Raw genomic sequence first — 13,977 nt, 5'->3', positions numbered from 1 at the left:
GTTACTGCGGCTGGTAACGGATGGTCACGCGGGTGCGTGAAATCAGCCCATGACCGCCGGCGCACAAATAACTTTCCGATCCACAGGCTCGCAACACTTGCAATGGTTGTTCGCATTCCGGGCACAGCGCCAGACGCAGGAAATAGCGCCGACACGCATCGCAGTAATACTGTTGATTGCTGGTATGTCGATCATTGCGGTTGTGCTGATCGTCGCTGTTATGCTGATCGTTGCCGCGCCATACCATCGGCTGTTGACATTCTGGACAATAAGCGTCCATCTTCCTCCTCCGGATCACACCATGAAAAACGGGGCAGAATCGCTTCTGCCCCGATATAACAACTGATTTCACCGCTGCCGATGCTTACTTGCCTTTCTTGATGTGCTGCATCAGGCGTTTACGTTTGCGCAGCTGATTCGGCGTCAGCGTATTGCGTTTGTCGGCGAACGGGTTTTCCCCTTCTTTGAACTGAATGCGAATCGGCGTTCCCATCACGTCCAGCGAACGCCGGTAGTAATTCATCAGGTAGCGCTTGTAGGAATCCGGCAGATCTTTGACCTGATTACCGTGGATCACCACGATCGGCGGATTGTAGCCCCCGGCATGAGCGTATTTCAGCTTCACACGACGGCCCCGCACTAACGGCGGCTGGTGGTCATCCGCCGCCATCTGCATGATGCGGGTCAGCATCGCGGTTCCCACACGGCGGGTGGAACAGTCGTAGGCTTCGGTGACGGATTCGAACAGGTTACCCACGCCGCTACCGTGCAGTGCCGAAATAAAGTGGATACGGGCAAAATCGATAAATCCAAGACGCAGATCGAGGGTTTCCTTCACCTGCTCCTTCACTTCTTGCGACAGCCCATCCCACTTATTTACCACAATCACCAGCGAACGGCCGGAGTTGAGGATAAAACCCAGCAGCGACAGATCCTGATCCGAAATCCCTTCGCGGGCATCGATCACCAGCAGCACCACGTTAGCGTCTTCGATCGCCTGCAACGTCTTGATCACCGAGAACTTCTCGACTGCATCGGTAATCTTGCCGCGTTTGCGTACCCCGGCGGTATCGATCAACACGTAATCGCGACCATCACGCTCCATCGGGATATAGATACTGTCGCGCGTGGTGCCCGGCATGTCGAACACCACCACTCGCTCTTCCCCAAGAATACGGTTGGTCAACGTTGACTTGCCGACATTCGGGCGGCCGACGATAGCCAGCTTGATCGGCAATCCTTCCAGATTAGGCGCGTCACCGTCGACACCGTCAATGTCGTCGTCATCACCTTCGCCAAGTTGTTCCGCCCAGTAAGCCGCGTTTGCTTCTTCTTCAGTTAATTCACGCGCTTCCTGCGCCGGCTCAACGGCAAACGGCAACAGCACTTTTTCCAGCAACGCAGTCACGCCACGACCATGCGACGCCGCAATCGGATAGACCTCACCCAAACCAAGCGAATAGAAATCGGCCGTCCCCGTATCGATATCAATACCGTCAATCTTATTGGCAACCAGAAACGTGTCTTTTTCCCGCGTACGTAAATGCTGGGCAATGGCATGATCCGCCGGCATCAGGCCGTCACGGGCGTCCACCAGGAACAACACGATATCCGCTTCTTCAATCGCCAATAGCGACTGTTCGGCCATGCGTGTTTCCACACCATCTTCAGTACCGTCAATACCGCCGGTATCGATAATGATGAACTCATTCCCTTCCACCTCGGCACGACCATACTTGCGGTCACGCGTCAGCCCTGGGAAATCCGCCACTAATGCGTCACGGGTACGCGTTAAGCGATTAAACAGCGTGGATTTCCCCACATTCGGGCGCCCGACCAGCGCGACGACAGGTATCATTGTTGCAACCTCATTGCTTATATTTCAATTCGTTACAGCAGAAAGATCTGCTGATGATAAAAGACGAAACGGCCCCTGACAGCATCAGGAGCCGTTATAGGGACGACGGATTCACCGCCTGTCCCGATCATGCGGAACGGTTAACGAGTAAAGGCGTAAACCTCGCCATCTTTGGCTTGCACCAACAGTTTATCGCTGGCAACCACCGGTTTACTCAACAGACCGGAACCGTCCACTTTCTGCTGAACCACAAAACGACCGTCGGTGGTATTCACCCAATGCAGATAGCCTTCGGCATCGCCGACGACCAGATAGCCATTGTACAACGCCGGCGCCGTCAGGTTCCGATGCAACAGGTCGCCCTGCCGCCAGATAACAACACCGCCGTTGGTGTTCAGCGCAGTGATGCGATCATCCTGATCCACCAGATAAATACGATCGCCATCAACAATAAAATCGTTTATCGAACCAATTTCGCGCTTCCAGGTAATCTGTCCGGAACGCAGATCCAGCGCCGTCAGATTACCATTATAACCCAGAGCATATACCACGTTGCCCGCCACGACCGGCGTGGTGTCGACATCGTTCAGACGAGCAATTTCCGTCGCACCGCCCGGTTGGGAGATACGCTGCTGCCAAATCAACTGCCCCTGATTGATCATCACCGCGCTCACGCGGCCATTATCGCCACCGACAATCGCCGCCCCAAACGCCGCTATCGGCGACGATTCGCCGCGCAACGACAACGACGGCATATCCAGGTTTACGGTCCACTTGATGGTGCCGTCGGACTCACTGAGCGCCTGCAACATACCGTTACTGGTGTGAATAATCACCACGCCGTCGCTGACCGCCGGGCTCGACAACACTTCACCCGCGACTTTGGTTTGCCACTGCAAGGAACCGTCGTCAGCGTTCAGAGCAAAAAGCTGCGCCCGTTCGCTACCGACATAAACATGGTTACCCGATACGGAAACACCGCCCGACAACAAAGCCGGACGATTGCTGGATAGCAGGCCGGTTTTCTCCGCCAGATCGGCACGCCACTTCTCTTCACCGCTATTGATATCCAGCGCTTTCACCGTACCGTGACGATCAGCCGCATAGACACGGCTATCCTGCCAGGTCGGGCGTAGGTTGGAGTAAAACTCCCCCGTGCCGCCGCCAACGGAACGACTCCAGACTTTGGTAGGGGTAAACTGGTTAGTTACCTGCGGCAGAGGAGACATTTTGACGACATCCTCCTCGCGATCGAACAGCGAACAGCCGCTCAGCAACGTGATGGAAACCAGTCCGACCCAAAGTGTTTTACGCAATTGCATGAAGTCCCTCTTAGCTGGGCAGATTATTCAGTTTGAGACGCAACAGAGATTGCAATCCCTGAGCGGGTTTCGCTGCCATGCCTTTGTTATAAGCGTCGCGTGCGCCCTGAGTGTCGCCTTTGCTGGCCAATACATCGCCACGGACATCAGACACCATCGCCACCCAACCTTCCAGCTTGATAGCATCAAGCGCTTTCAACGCCTCATCAGGCTTCTTCTGCTGCAACAGCACACGAGCCAGACGCAGGTTGATCATCGCCTGCAAATCGCCGTCTTTGGTTTGGCCCAACGCCTGACGAAGCTGCTGTTCGGCTTTAGCGATATCGTTTTTTTCAACGAACTGATGCACCAACGCCAACGAAGCCAATGCGCCATAATTGCCATGATCGCCGGTGATAAATTTTTCGGCGCTATTGATACCTTCCGGCGTACCGGCAGACAATGCTTCGGTGGCTTGCTGGTAGGCGGCGGAAGCCGCCATCGCGCTACTTTCCTGATGATTCTGCCAGAAACGCCAGCCGACCAGAGCGCCGATTCCCAGCACAACACCGATAGCCAACGCCTTGCCATTCTCGACGAAGAAGCGGCGAATCACCTCTACTTGTTCGTTTTCAGTGGTATAAACTTCCACGCTGCCTTTCTCCTTAATTCAGTAACGCCGCCAGACGCGCTGCTACGTCCGCCTGAGACAGGGTTTCCTGCTCGCCGCTGGTCAGGTTTTTCAGTACTACCTGCCCGGTAGCCACTTCGGTTTCACCCAGTACCAGCGCGACCCGCGCCCCACTCTTGTCCGCACGAGCAAACTGTTTCTTGAAATTACCGCCGCCATAGTTAGTCATCAACGTCAACTGCGGCAACGCATCGCGCACTTTTTCCGCCAGTTTAATCGCCGCATGTTGCGTGCCGACACCGGATGAAATCAAATACGCATCCACACCAGATTGCGCGGCAAACGCCGGATTGACCGTCTGCACCAACAGCACCAGACGCTCCAGTCCCATGGCAAATCCCACCGCCGGGGTGCTTGAGCCGCCAAGCTGTTCAACCATGCCGTCATAGCGACCGCCGCCACACACCGTTCCCTGAGATCCCAAACTGCTGGTCACCCACTCAAAAACCGTCCGGTTGTAGTAGTCCAACCCACGAACCAGCCGCGAATTAACCTTATATGGGATGCCAGACTCGGTTAAAAGTTCACATAATTCATCGAAATGCGCGCGCGAGTCGTCATCAAGATAATCAGTCAGCACCGGTGCGTTATCCAGCAACGCTTGTACCTGCGCGTTCTTGGAGTCCAGTACGCGCAACGGATTGGTATACATGCGGCGCAGACAATCTTCATCCAGTTGATCTTTATGCTGTTCCAGGAAGGCAATCAGCGCTTCACGGTAGCGGGCGCGCGCATCCAGCGAGCCGATCGAGTTCAGTTCCAGACTGACATGCTGATCAATCCCCAACACTCGCCACCAGCGAGCGGTCATCAGGATCATTTCTGCATCGATATCCGGCCCTTTCAGACCAAACACTTCACAACCCAACTGATGGAACTGGCGATAACGCCCTTTCTGCGGACGCTCATGACGGAACATCGGCCCGGTATACCACAGGCGCTGCTCCTGATTGTACAAAATGCCGTGCTCAATCCCGGCGCGCACGCACCCTGCGGTACCTTCAGGACGCAAAGTCAGGCTATCGCCGTTGCGATCCTCAAAGGTGTACATTTCCTTTTCAACCACATCGGTCACTTCGCCGATTGCACGTTTGAACAGCGAAGTCTGCTCAACGATCGGTGTACGAATTTCGCTATAGCCGTACCCGCGGAGTACCTGTTTCAGGCTATCTTCAATACGCTGCCACAGTGCCGTTTCGGCTGGCAGGTAGTCGTTCATGCCGCGGATGGCTTGAATATTCTTTGCCACGTCAGTTCTCTATGCGTTTTCAGAAAGTAATGCGCTGTTAAAAAATAGACCCGATTATAGAAGCAGCGACGCAATCTCTTCAATGTCGTTGCCGCTATCATCGGGTGCTTCAGTTCAGGAATTCGTACCGGACAGCGTCCAGGCCGAATGGATCACTTATCCACCATATTGACGGCGATACGCTGTTTCTCATCCAGCATAGAAGCCTTGGCTCGGATCCGGGCTTCCAGTTGATCGATCATATTATCGTTGTCAAAGCGCTCTTTCTGACGAACACCGTCTTCGTAAAAGCCGCTTTTTTTGTTGCCGCCGGTCACGCCCAATGTCGACACCAGCGCTTCGCCGGGACCATTGACCACACAACCGATGATCGACACATCCATCGGTGTAATGATGTCTTCCAGCCGCTGTTCCAGCGCATTCACCGTGCCGATCACGTCGAATTCCTGACGAGAACAGGTCGGGCAGGCAATAAAGTTGATGCCGCGGGAACGGATACGCAAAGACTTGAGGATGTCGAAACCCACTTTGACTTCTTCTACCGGGTCGGCCGCCAGCGAGACCCGCAGAGTGTCGCCGATACCTTCGGAAAGCAGCAACCCAAGGCCGATGGCGGATTTCACCGCGCCGCTGCGCGCGCCGCCCGCTTCGGTAATCCCCAGGTGCAGCGGCTGATCGATGCGAGACGCCAGCAAACGATAGGATTGCACCGCCAGAAACACGTCCGACGCTTTAACGCTAACCTTGAACGAAGAAAAATTAAGGCGATCAAGGATATCCACATGACGCATGGCGGATTCCAACAGCGCTTCCGGCGTCGGCTCACCATACTTTTCCTGCAGATCCTTTTCCAACGAACCGGCGTTGACGCCGATGCGGATCGGAATATTTTTGTCGCGCGCGCAATCCACCACCGAACGGATACGTTCTTCGCTGCCGATGTTACCGGGGTTAATGCGCAGGCAATCGACGCCATATTCCGCCACTTTAAGCGCAATACGGTAATCAAAATGGATATCCGCGACCAACGGGACATCCACTTGCTGCTTAATCAGACGAAATGCTTCAGCGGCATCCATTGTCGGCACCGACACCCGCACGATATCCACACCAACCCGCTCCAGCGACTTGATCTGCCTGACGGTGGCGTCGACATCGGTAGTGCGGGTATTGGTCATCGACTGCACTGCAATCGGCGCACCATCACCGACAGGCACCTTGCCGACGTAAATTCGGGTTGATTTGCGACGGTTGATGGGTGCAGGATTATGCATCACTTCTTCTCCACAATTGCCAGCGCGACGACACCGTTACTCTGCCGTCAGCGTAATACGAGCCACCTGATGGCTTTTGACAAACCGGCTCAAATCTACCGGTTTACCCTGAAACTCGACCTGTACCGCGCCCGGCGCACCGATTTTTAACCGGTACGGCGCCTGGCCGGTCAAATTCAACACATTACCGCTACGCTGTACGCCGCTAAACAGCTTCTTGCCCGCCGCATCAACCACTTCCAGCCAGCAATCCGCGGTAAAGCGCATCACGATAGCCCCCGGCGCACCTGACGCATCCGTTGCCGGCACAGCGCTGGCCGGTGCAATCGCCGCCTGGTTGAGCAGTGGCTGTCCAGAAGCCTGCGCGGGTGCCTGAGACGAAGACGCTGCGCCGCTGTCCGCTTGTGGGGTAACGGCCGACTGTGACGGCACCGCCGCAGGCGAGTTCAATGCGATAGATTGCCCACCGGTTGCGACATTGTCGTCGGTATCTACCGGCTCCGGATCACTATTTGCATCGCCGGCCTGCCCGTCTTTACGGTTCTGAGACGCGTTGGCGTGATCCACCATCGAATTAATTTCTTGCTGCTGTGCCTGGTGATTCTGCCACCACCAGGCCACCGTCAGGCCCAGCACGCCGAGCAAAATCAACCAGGTAAACAACATCAACCAACCATCGCGCTTCTTACGGCTTTTACCTAATGCCAGGCTCTGCATCGGCGCGACATTGGAAACGCGGCTCGGCATAACCTGCTTTTCCAGCATCGGCAGCAATTCATCTTCAGGAAGGTGAACCAGTCGGGCATAGGAGCGGATATAACCACGAAGAAAAGTGGGGGCAAGGCCAGCAGGCGTATTGTTATCTTCTATTTCACGAACGGTCGATACTTTCAGGCACAACCGTTCGGCAACAACCTGTTGGGTGAGTCCCAACTGCTCGCGCGCTTCACGCAAACGTTCGCCCGGGGTCATTATTGTTGCTGCAGTATTATCTTGAGTGGCTTCAGTATTCATTAGCTAAGAACTGCTGGTACTGTTTGGATTGTGGAAAACTTCGCGCCAGCACCCCTCCATAACGTTGTACTTCGTCATGATGACCCGCCAGCGCGGCGAAACGAATCTGTAGCCACAAACTTTCAGCCGTTGCCGGAAGCTGTGACTGATAAACATTCAGGAGCAATCGCACCTGATCATGGCGCCCGGCGGCGAAACGGCTATCCGCTTCCGCCAGAAGCCGATTTCCTTTAGCAGGATCGTACCTCAGCGCACGACGAAACCACTGACCGGCATCATCGGGTCGCCCGGCCTTGAGAAAACAATATCCCGCATTCTCAAGTGCATCAGCAACCTGATGGTAATCAGGGAGTTGCACGGCAGCGGCAAACTGCTGTTGCGCCGTTACATACTGCCCTAAACCACAGAGAAACGCACCGTAATTATTCATCACGCCGCCATTGGCTGGCGCCTGTCGCAACAGGCGGCGATAGCGCTTTTCAGCAGCCTGATTCTCACCAATACGCTGCTCGTACAACGCCATGCCTAGCTGAATGCGGTAATCATCCGGTGCAAGCTGTTCTGCTTTTTGCAGATTCTCGCGCGCGGCATCAAGATGATTGCGGGCCAGATACTCTAACCCCAGTTGCAACCGCGTTTGCGCTGCCGCTGGACTGCTCGACTGCGATGACGACTGCGCGCACCCAACCAACAACCCAATGATTGCCATCAGCGCTATGTTCTTACCCAGCGACATCCCTTTCATCCCTGATACTCCCTTACGCGCCATCCCGGCACGTCAAATCCGCGGCATGTCATCGAGATCCGTTCGTCGTAACAGCCTGCCGCCGATAACACCCGAGCGACACGTTTACCGGCAGGTCATCATCGACCATACCGTATGATAAGCCCCGCAACCGTATTTATCACCTGCTTTCCGAAGAAAGCAGGTTGATTTCACATCACTTTCAGACGGTTTTTACCGCAATCGTATCGCGTTGCATCTTTTTCTTCAGCGTACGCTTGGTACGATCCACCACTTCACCCGCCAACTGACCACAAGCGGCATCAATATCATCGCCACGGGTCTTACGCACGATAGTGGTGAAACCATACTCCATCAGTACCTTGGAAAAACGATCGACACGGCTGTTGGAGCTGCGGCCATAAGGCGCGCCGGGGAACGGGTTCCACGGGATCAGGTTAATCTTACACGGCGTATCTTTCAGGCATTCAGCTAACTGATGGGCATGTTCGGTGCCGTCGTTGATGTGATCCAGCATCACGTATTCCACCGTCACCCGCCCCTGATTGGCGTTGGACTTATCCAGATAGCGACGGACCGCAGCCAGGAAGGTTTCTATATCATACTTTTTATTGATCGGCATGATTTCGTTACGAATTTCATCCGTCGGCGCGTGCAGGGAAATCGCCAGCGCTACGTCGATCATGTCGCCCAACTTATCCAGCGCAGGGACTACGCCGGACGTTGACAGCGTCACGCGGCGTTTAGACAAGCCGAAACCAAAATCATCCAGCATGATTTCCATCGCCGGCACCACATTGGTCAGGTTCAGCAGCGGTTCCCCCATCCCCATCATCACCACGTTGGTGATAGGCCGCTGCCCCGTCACTTTAGCCGCGCCGATGATTTTCGCCGCACGCCATACCTGCCCGATAATTTCGGATACACGCAGGTTGCGGTTAAAACCCTGTTGCGCGGTAGAACAGAATTTGCACTCCAGCGCGCAACCAACCTGCGAAGAAACGCACAGTGTGGCGCGATCTTCTTCCGGAATATACACCGTCTCCACACGCTGGCCGTCAACCAGAATCGCCCACTTGATGGTGCCATCGGAAGAGCGTTGCTCATCCACCACTTCCGGCGCCCGAATCTCCGCGATCGCCTGCAACTTGCCGCGCAGCACCTTATTAATGTCGGTCATCTGATTAAAATCATCACAACAGTAATGATAGATCCATTTCATGACCTGATCGGCGCGGAACGGCTTTTCACCCAGTTCGGCAAAAAAAGCGCGCATTTGCTGACGATTGAAATCCAACAGGTTGATTTTTTCATTGCTATTAGCGGCAACGGCGATAGCGTCGGACACAGCAACGACGGGAGATACGGTTTGCTCAGACATAATTTGACTCATGGCCTCGTTGTTACACGTTATGGCGCGAAAGGGAAACGGATAAAGAAACGCCCCGGCTAAGCGCGTGCTCACCCGGGGCGCGGCATTGTACAAATTTTATAACACCGGCGCTACCTCAGTTGCATTTTTTACCGAGGAAGGGATGTTTCGCCCAAATTAGCGGCTACGCGGGAAAATTTCATCCGCGCTGAAGAAGTAAGCGATTTCACGCTCGGCTGATTCAATAGAATCAGAACCGTGCACCGCATTTGCAGTAAAGCTGTCGGCATAATCCGCACGCAGCGTACCCGCCAGCGCGTTGGCCGGATTGGTGGCGCCCATGATGTCACGGTTACGTTGTACGGCGTTCTCAGCCTGCAACACCTGCACCATGATCGGACCGGACGTCATGAAATCAACAAGGCCGTCAAAAAACGGTTTGCCTTTGTGCTCGGCGTAAAAACCTTCCGCCTGCTCACGGCTCAGGTGCAGCATTTTAGACGCGATAATGGTGAAACCCGCGCTTTCAAAACGGGCGTAAATTGCACCAATCGCGTTTTTGGCAACTGCGTTCGGTTTGATAATAGAGAAGGTACGTTCTACCGTCATATTGGCCTCATCCAACAACATGTCATAACAGCTGGTTATACCCTAAATAATTCGAGTTGCAGAAAGGCGGCGACGCAGCGAATCCCCGGGAGCTTACATAAGTAAGTGACCAGGGTGAGCAAGGAAAGCCAACGCATCTGCAACATGAAGTATGACGGGTATAGATAAAATTATAATACCAGCCAGTGTAAAGTGGCGCAGATTATAGAGGCACCGCCATGACTTTCCCATCAGGAAAATAACATTTTCGTAAAAAAAATTTAGCCTATTGTCCTGTATATATATAACAGGATGGGTTCAGGCTGTGCATCAATGCCAGACGTCTTGCCGGAGGCAGGAATATTCCAGACAATGGCCTATATTGCTCATTCAGAGTCGAAGAATCGGCTCATACGGGGAGGTTTTATGTCTATATCTACCGCCGGACTGTTTGTCAGCGCGTCCTGGCTGAATGCACATCGTCACGATGATGATATCGCCCTGATTGATGCCCGTATGTTGCCGCCGGGCAATGATACGCGCGATATCGCCGCCGAATACCGTGCGGAGCATCTGCCTGGCGCCGTATTTTTTGATATCGAATCCCTTTCAGACCACCACACCGCGCTGCCGCACATGATGCCGAACATCACCACCTTTGCCGACGCATTGGGCAAGCTGGGGCTCAACGAACGGCAGCATCTGGTGATTTACGATGAAGGCAACCTGTTTTCTGCGCCGCGAGCCTGGTGGATGCTGAAGCTTTCGGGCGCTTCGCACATTTCGATCCTCAGTGGCGGACTATCGGGCTGGAAGCAGCAAGGGCTGCCGTTGGAACAGGGCGATGTGTCGCCAACCGCCAGTGTATTCCACGCCCAACCGCCTGCCGCCGGCGCTATTCGCTCTCTCAATGACGTGCTGGCACTTTGCCGTACCGGCGATGAGCAAATTGTTGATGCCCGCCCCGCGCCTCGCTTTCTCGGTGAGGTGGATGAACCCCGGCCGGGGCTGCGTCGCGGTCATATTCCGGGGAGCGTCAACGTTCCCTGGAGCCTGCTGGTTGAAAATGGCGCGCTCAAACCGGCAGACGAACTGGCGGCTATCTTTCATCAGGCTGGCGTCGATATCCAACGCCCGATTGTCGCCAGTTGCGGCTCCGGTGTGACCGCATCGGTGGTGATGCTGGCGTTGTTTGTGCTCAATGCGCCGCAGGTTTCGCTCTACGACGGCTCCTGGAGCGAATGGGGGGCGCGCGACGATTTGCCTGTCGTCACCGGGTGAGTCGGCAACAATCACCATCTCATCAGGAGGTGGTTTACGTCTGACAATAAAAAACGGCGCAGGGCCAATCCGCCTGCGCCGTTTTTTATTCGTTTCGCTCTGCCTTTAACCGCGCGCTATGCCTGGCCGCTATGCTTGAATTCGCGCAGGAAACTTCCCCATTTACGCTCATAAAACGGCGTGGTGTGGCGAATTAAAAAGTGACTGATGCCGGGTTCGTCATTATTCACCAGACAAATATCGATTGGGCGGTCATCCGGCTGGGTATCCGTCGCCACCGATCCGGTTGCCTGAATCAACTCGTCCAGATCGTCGCCATGCACATCCAGACCGATCAGTAAGTGCGGCCTATCTTCATCCGGCTCCTGGATCTGCGCCAAAAACGCCCGTTTTACGTTGCGGTGCTTACTGAACAACTGAGTCAGGGAATCAATCATCTGGGTCGGCATCTCCGTCGGAACGCCGATTTTTAGTTCGGCATCGCCATCCAGCAGATGCTGCTGCACCAGACCACTCCCCTCGTTGGACAACAGGTGTTCGATCTCCTGCGGCAAAAATTCTTTGCCATATGGCAACTTCGGATTGAGAAACAACGTGGCGCCACGGGTGATATCGAACAGGGTTCTGACTGGCAACGCCAGAAACGCCTGTTCGTCGGTCACCGCCAGTTGCAATACCTCCAGCGAAGAAAAAAACGGAATGGCGGAATCACCGTCCGGTTTTTCCCAGTGCTGCAATTGCAGCCCGCCGCCTGCCAGCAGGCTGCTTTCGCCAGACATCTCTTCTTCGCTGTGGCCCAGCACATACACCGTCGCCTCCAGCAGTTCGCTGAAAAACTCAGGCCGATGCGCCGGCTCCGATGCGGCCAGCTTTAACACCTCTTCCAGCCGATTGTGGGGTGAAAACTCCATAACTCTCCTCAACGCTTAACGTCAGCGGTAAGCACAGTAACGACAACAGGGAACATCGGCTCCCTGTTCATCTTCACATTGCCAGAACCCGGTTAACCCGCTTTATTCAGCAGGAAGTCGGCCAGCGTGCGCACGCCCAGGCCGGTAGCGCCGGCAGACCACTGCTCCACCGCCGATTTGCGGTAAGTCGCGGAACAGTCGATATGCAGCCAGCCTTGCTGGTAGTTTTTCACAAAGTGAGACAGAAACGCCGCCGCCGTGCTGGCGCCTGCGGTGTGTGCCGCACCCGCCACGTTATTGAGCTCGGCGAAGTTAGACGGCAGATGCTGGCGATGGAACTCTTCCAGCGGCAGACGCCAGAACGGCTCGCCTTCGCGGCGGGCACTTTCCATCAGCGAGTCAATCATTGCATCGTCGAAACTGAACAGCGCGTGGTAATCATTACCCAACGCGGTTTTGGCCGCCCCGGTCAAGGTCGCACAATCCACAATCCACTGCGGGTTCTGCTCGGCGGCGTCAATCAGGCCATCAGCCAGCACCAGACGCCCTTCGGCATCGGTATTCATAACCTCAACGGTTTTACCATTGCGATAACGAATGATATCGCCCAGACGGAACGCATTGCCGCTGACCATGTTATCTGCGCAACACAGATACAGTTTCACACGCTGCTGCAAGCCACGAGCCGCCGCCAGCGCCAGCGCGCCGGTCACCGTCGCCGCACCGCCCATATCGGACTTCATGGAATCCATGAAACTGCTGCCCTTCAGGCTATAACCGCCGGTATCAAAGGTGATGCCTTTACCAACCAGGCAGGCCAGCACCGGCGCGTCTGCCTTGCCGGTCGGGTTATAATCCAACGCCAACAATACCGGCGAACGTTCGGAACCGCGACCGACGGTATGCAGACCAGCGTAGTTCTGCTCACGCAGATCCTCGCCTTTGGTAATGCGATAGGAAATCGCTTCGCCCGCCACGCTGCACAGCAGATCGATGGCCCGAGTCGCCAGTTGTTCCGGCCCCAGATCTTCTGCCGGAAGATTGATGGTATCGCGCACCCAATCAACGATCTTCAGGCGGCGACTCAGTTCCTGCTGCTGTGATTCAGGCAACGTGGCCCACTCTACCGTGCGCTTGCCCTTCGGACCACGATACCCCTGCCAGAACGCCCAACTGCTTTCCAGATCCCAGCCTTCGCCTGCCAGTTTGACGTGTTTGATACCCTGCCCGTCGATTTTGCGGGCCGCACGCTGAATAATGGTCTGCGGCTTGTCGCCGGACAGATGGATGGTAAATCCCTGCTCATTGGCGGTTAACGAGGCTTTCTCACCCCAGCGTGCGTCCGCTGGCTGATGGGAAAGGGTAATCAGCATCGCTTCAGTTGTCATACATCTACTCCAAATCGGGCTTTGTTTTTATCAGCCCGCTATCGCCATGATGAAAAAAGAGAAAACGGGCCACCCCAAGGCAGCCCGTTGACTAATTCGGTTATTCGGCTTCGTCCAGCCATACCAGCAGGATGGCTTCCAGAATCTTCTCGTTTGACGCCTCCGGTTCATCGTCAAACTCATCCAGCTCGCAAATCCAGCGGTGCAGGTCGGTGAAACGCACGGTTTTTGGGTCGGTATCAGGATACAGGTCGTACAACGCTTCGCCGATTTCACGGCTATCGGTCCATTTCAGTCCCATGAGT

General features: G+C 55.1%; 14 protein-coding genes. 1 reads left to right on the top strand and 13 read right to left on the bottom strand.

The features are described from left to right. Position 1: 1 nt before the first annotated feature. The 10 genes from FDP13_RS07685 to ndk form a co-directional block, all read right to left on the bottom strand. The gene (locus FDP13_RS07685) at positions 2-280 is read right to left on the bottom strand and encodes a zinc ribbon domain-containing protein (protein WP_012768873.1); all 279 of its coding nucleotides are present in this window, start codon (positions 278-280) and stop codon (positions 2-4) included. Positions 281-364: 84 nt separating this feature from the next. Continuing rightward, the gene (gene der, locus FDP13_RS07680; RefSeq protein ID WP_143839136.1) at positions 365-1,858 is read right to left on the bottom strand and encodes a ribosome biogenesis GTPase Der; all 1,494 of its coding nucleotides are present in this window, start codon (positions 1,856-1,858) and stop codon (positions 365-367) included. Between the two features lie 140 nt (positions 1,859-1,998). Then, a complete protein-coding gene (bamB, locus tag FDP13_RS07675) occupies positions 1,999-3,180 on the bottom strand; it encodes an outer membrane protein assembly factor BamB (protein WP_012768871.1) in 1,182 nt (393 codons plus the stop codon). A 10-nt stretch (positions 3,181-3,190) separates the two neighbouring features. Beyond that, positions 3,191-3,811 (bottom strand): YfgM family protein, encoded by a 621-nt coding sequence (locus FDP13_RS07670; RefSeq protein ID WP_143839135.1) that lies wholly within the window; start codon positions 3,809-3,811, stop codon positions 3,191-3,193. Positions 3,812-3,824: 13 nt separating this feature from the next. Further along, positions 3,825-5,099 carry a histidine--tRNA ligase gene (gene hisS, locus FDP13_RS07665; protein ID WP_012768869.1) on the bottom strand — a complete coding sequence of 425 codons (1,275 nt, stop codon included), beginning with the start codon at positions 5,097-5,099 and terminating at the stop codon, positions 3,825-3,827. A gap of 152 nt (positions 5,100-5,251) precedes the next feature. Further along, entirely contained in the window at positions 5,252-6,373 is a 1,122-nt protein-coding gene (gene ispG / locus FDP13_RS07660; protein WP_012768868.1) for a flavodoxin-dependent (E)-4-hydroxy-3-methylbut-2-enyl-diphosphate synthase, read from the bottom strand. A 36-nt stretch (positions 6,374-6,409) separates the two neighbouring features. Then, the gene (rodZ, locus tag FDP13_RS07655; RefSeq protein ID WP_143839134.1) at positions 6,410-7,387 is read right to left on the bottom strand and encodes a cytoskeleton protein RodZ; all 978 of its coding nucleotides are present in this window, start codon (positions 7,385-7,387) and stop codon (positions 6,410-6,412) included. Beyond that, positions 7,377-8,132, bottom strand: coding sequence for a type IV pilus biogenesis/stability protein PilW (gene pilW, locus FDP13_RS07650; RefSeq protein WP_012768866.1), 756 nt, complete (start codon positions 8,130-8,132; stop codon positions 7,377-7,379). The genes rodZ and pilW overlap by 11 nt, the downstream gene beginning before the upstream one ends. A 202-nt stretch (positions 8,133-8,334) precedes the next feature. Continuing rightward, positions 8,335-9,513, bottom strand: a complete 1,179-nt coding sequence (locus FDP13_RS07645) for a bifunctional tRNA (adenosine(37)-C2)-methyltransferase TrmG/ribosomal RNA large subunit methyltransferase RlmN (protein WP_012768865.1) — start codon at positions 9,511-9,513, stop codon at positions 8,335-8,337. A gap of 168 nt (positions 9,514-9,681) precedes the next feature. Continuing rightward, positions 9,682-10,113, bottom strand: a complete 432-nt coding sequence (gene ndk / locus FDP13_RS07640; RefSeq protein ID WP_012768864.1) for a nucleoside-diphosphate kinase — start codon at positions 10,111-10,113, stop codon at positions 9,682-9,684. Positions 10,114-10,518: 405 nt separating this feature from the next. On the opposite strand from ndk, the gene sseA reads away from it, so the two are divergent. Further along, the gene (gene sseA, locus FDP13_RS07635) at positions 10,519-11,373 is read left to right on the top strand and encodes a 3-mercaptopyruvate sulfurtransferase (RefSeq protein ID WP_143839133.1); all 855 of its coding nucleotides are present in this window, start codon (positions 10,519-10,521) and stop codon (positions 11,371-11,373) included. A gap of 116 nt (positions 11,374-11,489) precedes the next feature. Here sseA and sseB read toward each other — a convergent pair whose 3' ends face one another. From sseB to iscX, 3 genes are all read right to left on the bottom strand, one after another. After that, complete coding sequence (sseB, locus tag FDP13_RS07630; RefSeq protein ID WP_143839132.1) at positions 11,490-12,284, bottom strand: enhanced serine sensitivity protein SseB; 795 nt, start codon at positions 12,282-12,284, stop codon at positions 11,490-11,492. Positions 12,285-12,376: 92 nt separating this feature from the next. Next, positions 12,377-13,672, bottom strand: a complete 1,296-nt coding sequence (pepB, locus tag FDP13_RS07625) for an aminopeptidase PepB (protein ID WP_143839131.1) — start codon at positions 13,670-13,672, stop codon at positions 12,377-12,379. A gap of 100 nt (positions 13,673-13,772) precedes the next feature. Then, on the bottom strand, positions 13,773-13,973 hold the full coding sequence (gene iscX / locus FDP13_RS07620) for a Fe-S cluster assembly protein IscX (protein ID WP_012768860.1): 201 nt from the start codon (positions 13,971-13,973) through the stop codon (positions 13,773-13,775). Between the last annotated feature and the right edge of the window lie 4 nt (positions 13,974-13,977).

Source organism: Dickeya sp. ws52 (assembly GCF_007210685.1).
In the GTDB taxonomy this organism is placed as follows: Bacteria; Pseudomonadota; Gammaproteobacteria; order Enterobacterales; family Enterobacteriaceae; genus Dickeya; species Dickeya chrysanthemi.
This window is presented reverse-complemented; position numbering and strand designations above follow the sequence as displayed.

Excerpts from the sequence above, each read along its gene's own strand:
- FDP13_RS07685 (WP_012768873.1), bottom strand. The coding sequence starts at position 280 with ATGGACGCTTATTGTCCAGAATGTCAACAGCCGATGGTATGGCGCGGC.
- der (WP_143839136.1), bottom strand. The coding sequence starts at position 1,858 with ATGATACCTGTCGTCGCGCTGGTCGGGCGCCCGAATGTGGGGAAATCC.
- bamB (WP_012768871.1), bottom strand. The coding sequence starts at position 3,180 with ATGCAATTGCGTAAAACACTTTGGGTCGGACTGGTTTCCATCACGTTG.
- ispG (WP_012768868.1), bottom strand. The coding sequence starts at position 6,373 with ATGCATAATCCTGCACCCATCAACCGTCGCAAATCAACCCGAATTTAC.
- rodZ (WP_143839134.1), bottom strand. The coding sequence starts at position 7,387 with ATGAATACTGAAGCCACTCAAGATAATACTGCAGCAACAATAATGACC.
- pilW (WP_012768866.1), bottom strand. The coding sequence starts at position 8,132 with ATGAAAGGGATGTCGCTGGGTAAGAACATAGCGCTGATGGCAATCATT.
- FDP13_RS07645 (WP_012768865.1), bottom strand. The coding sequence starts at position 9,513 with ATGTCTGAGCAAACCGTATCTCCCGTCGTTGCTGTGTCCGACGCTATC.
- ndk (WP_012768864.1), bottom strand. The coding sequence starts at position 10,113 with ATGACGGTAGAACGTACCTTCTCTATTATCAAACCGAACGCAGTTGCC.
- sseA (WP_143839133.1), top strand. The coding sequence starts at position 10,519 with ATGTCTATATCTACCGCCGGACTGTTTGTCAGCGCGTCCTGGCTGAAT.
- sseB (WP_143839132.1), bottom strand. The coding sequence starts at position 12,284 with ATGGAGTTTTCACCCCACAATCGGCTGGAAGAGGTGTTAAAGCTGGCC.
- pepB (WP_143839131.1), bottom strand. The coding sequence starts at position 13,672 with ATGACAACTGAAGCGATGCTGATTACCCTTTCCCATCAGCCAGCGGAC.
- iscX (WP_012768860.1), bottom strand. The coding sequence starts at position 13,973 with ATGGGACTGAAATGGACCGATAGCCGTGAAATCGGCGAAGCGTTGTAC.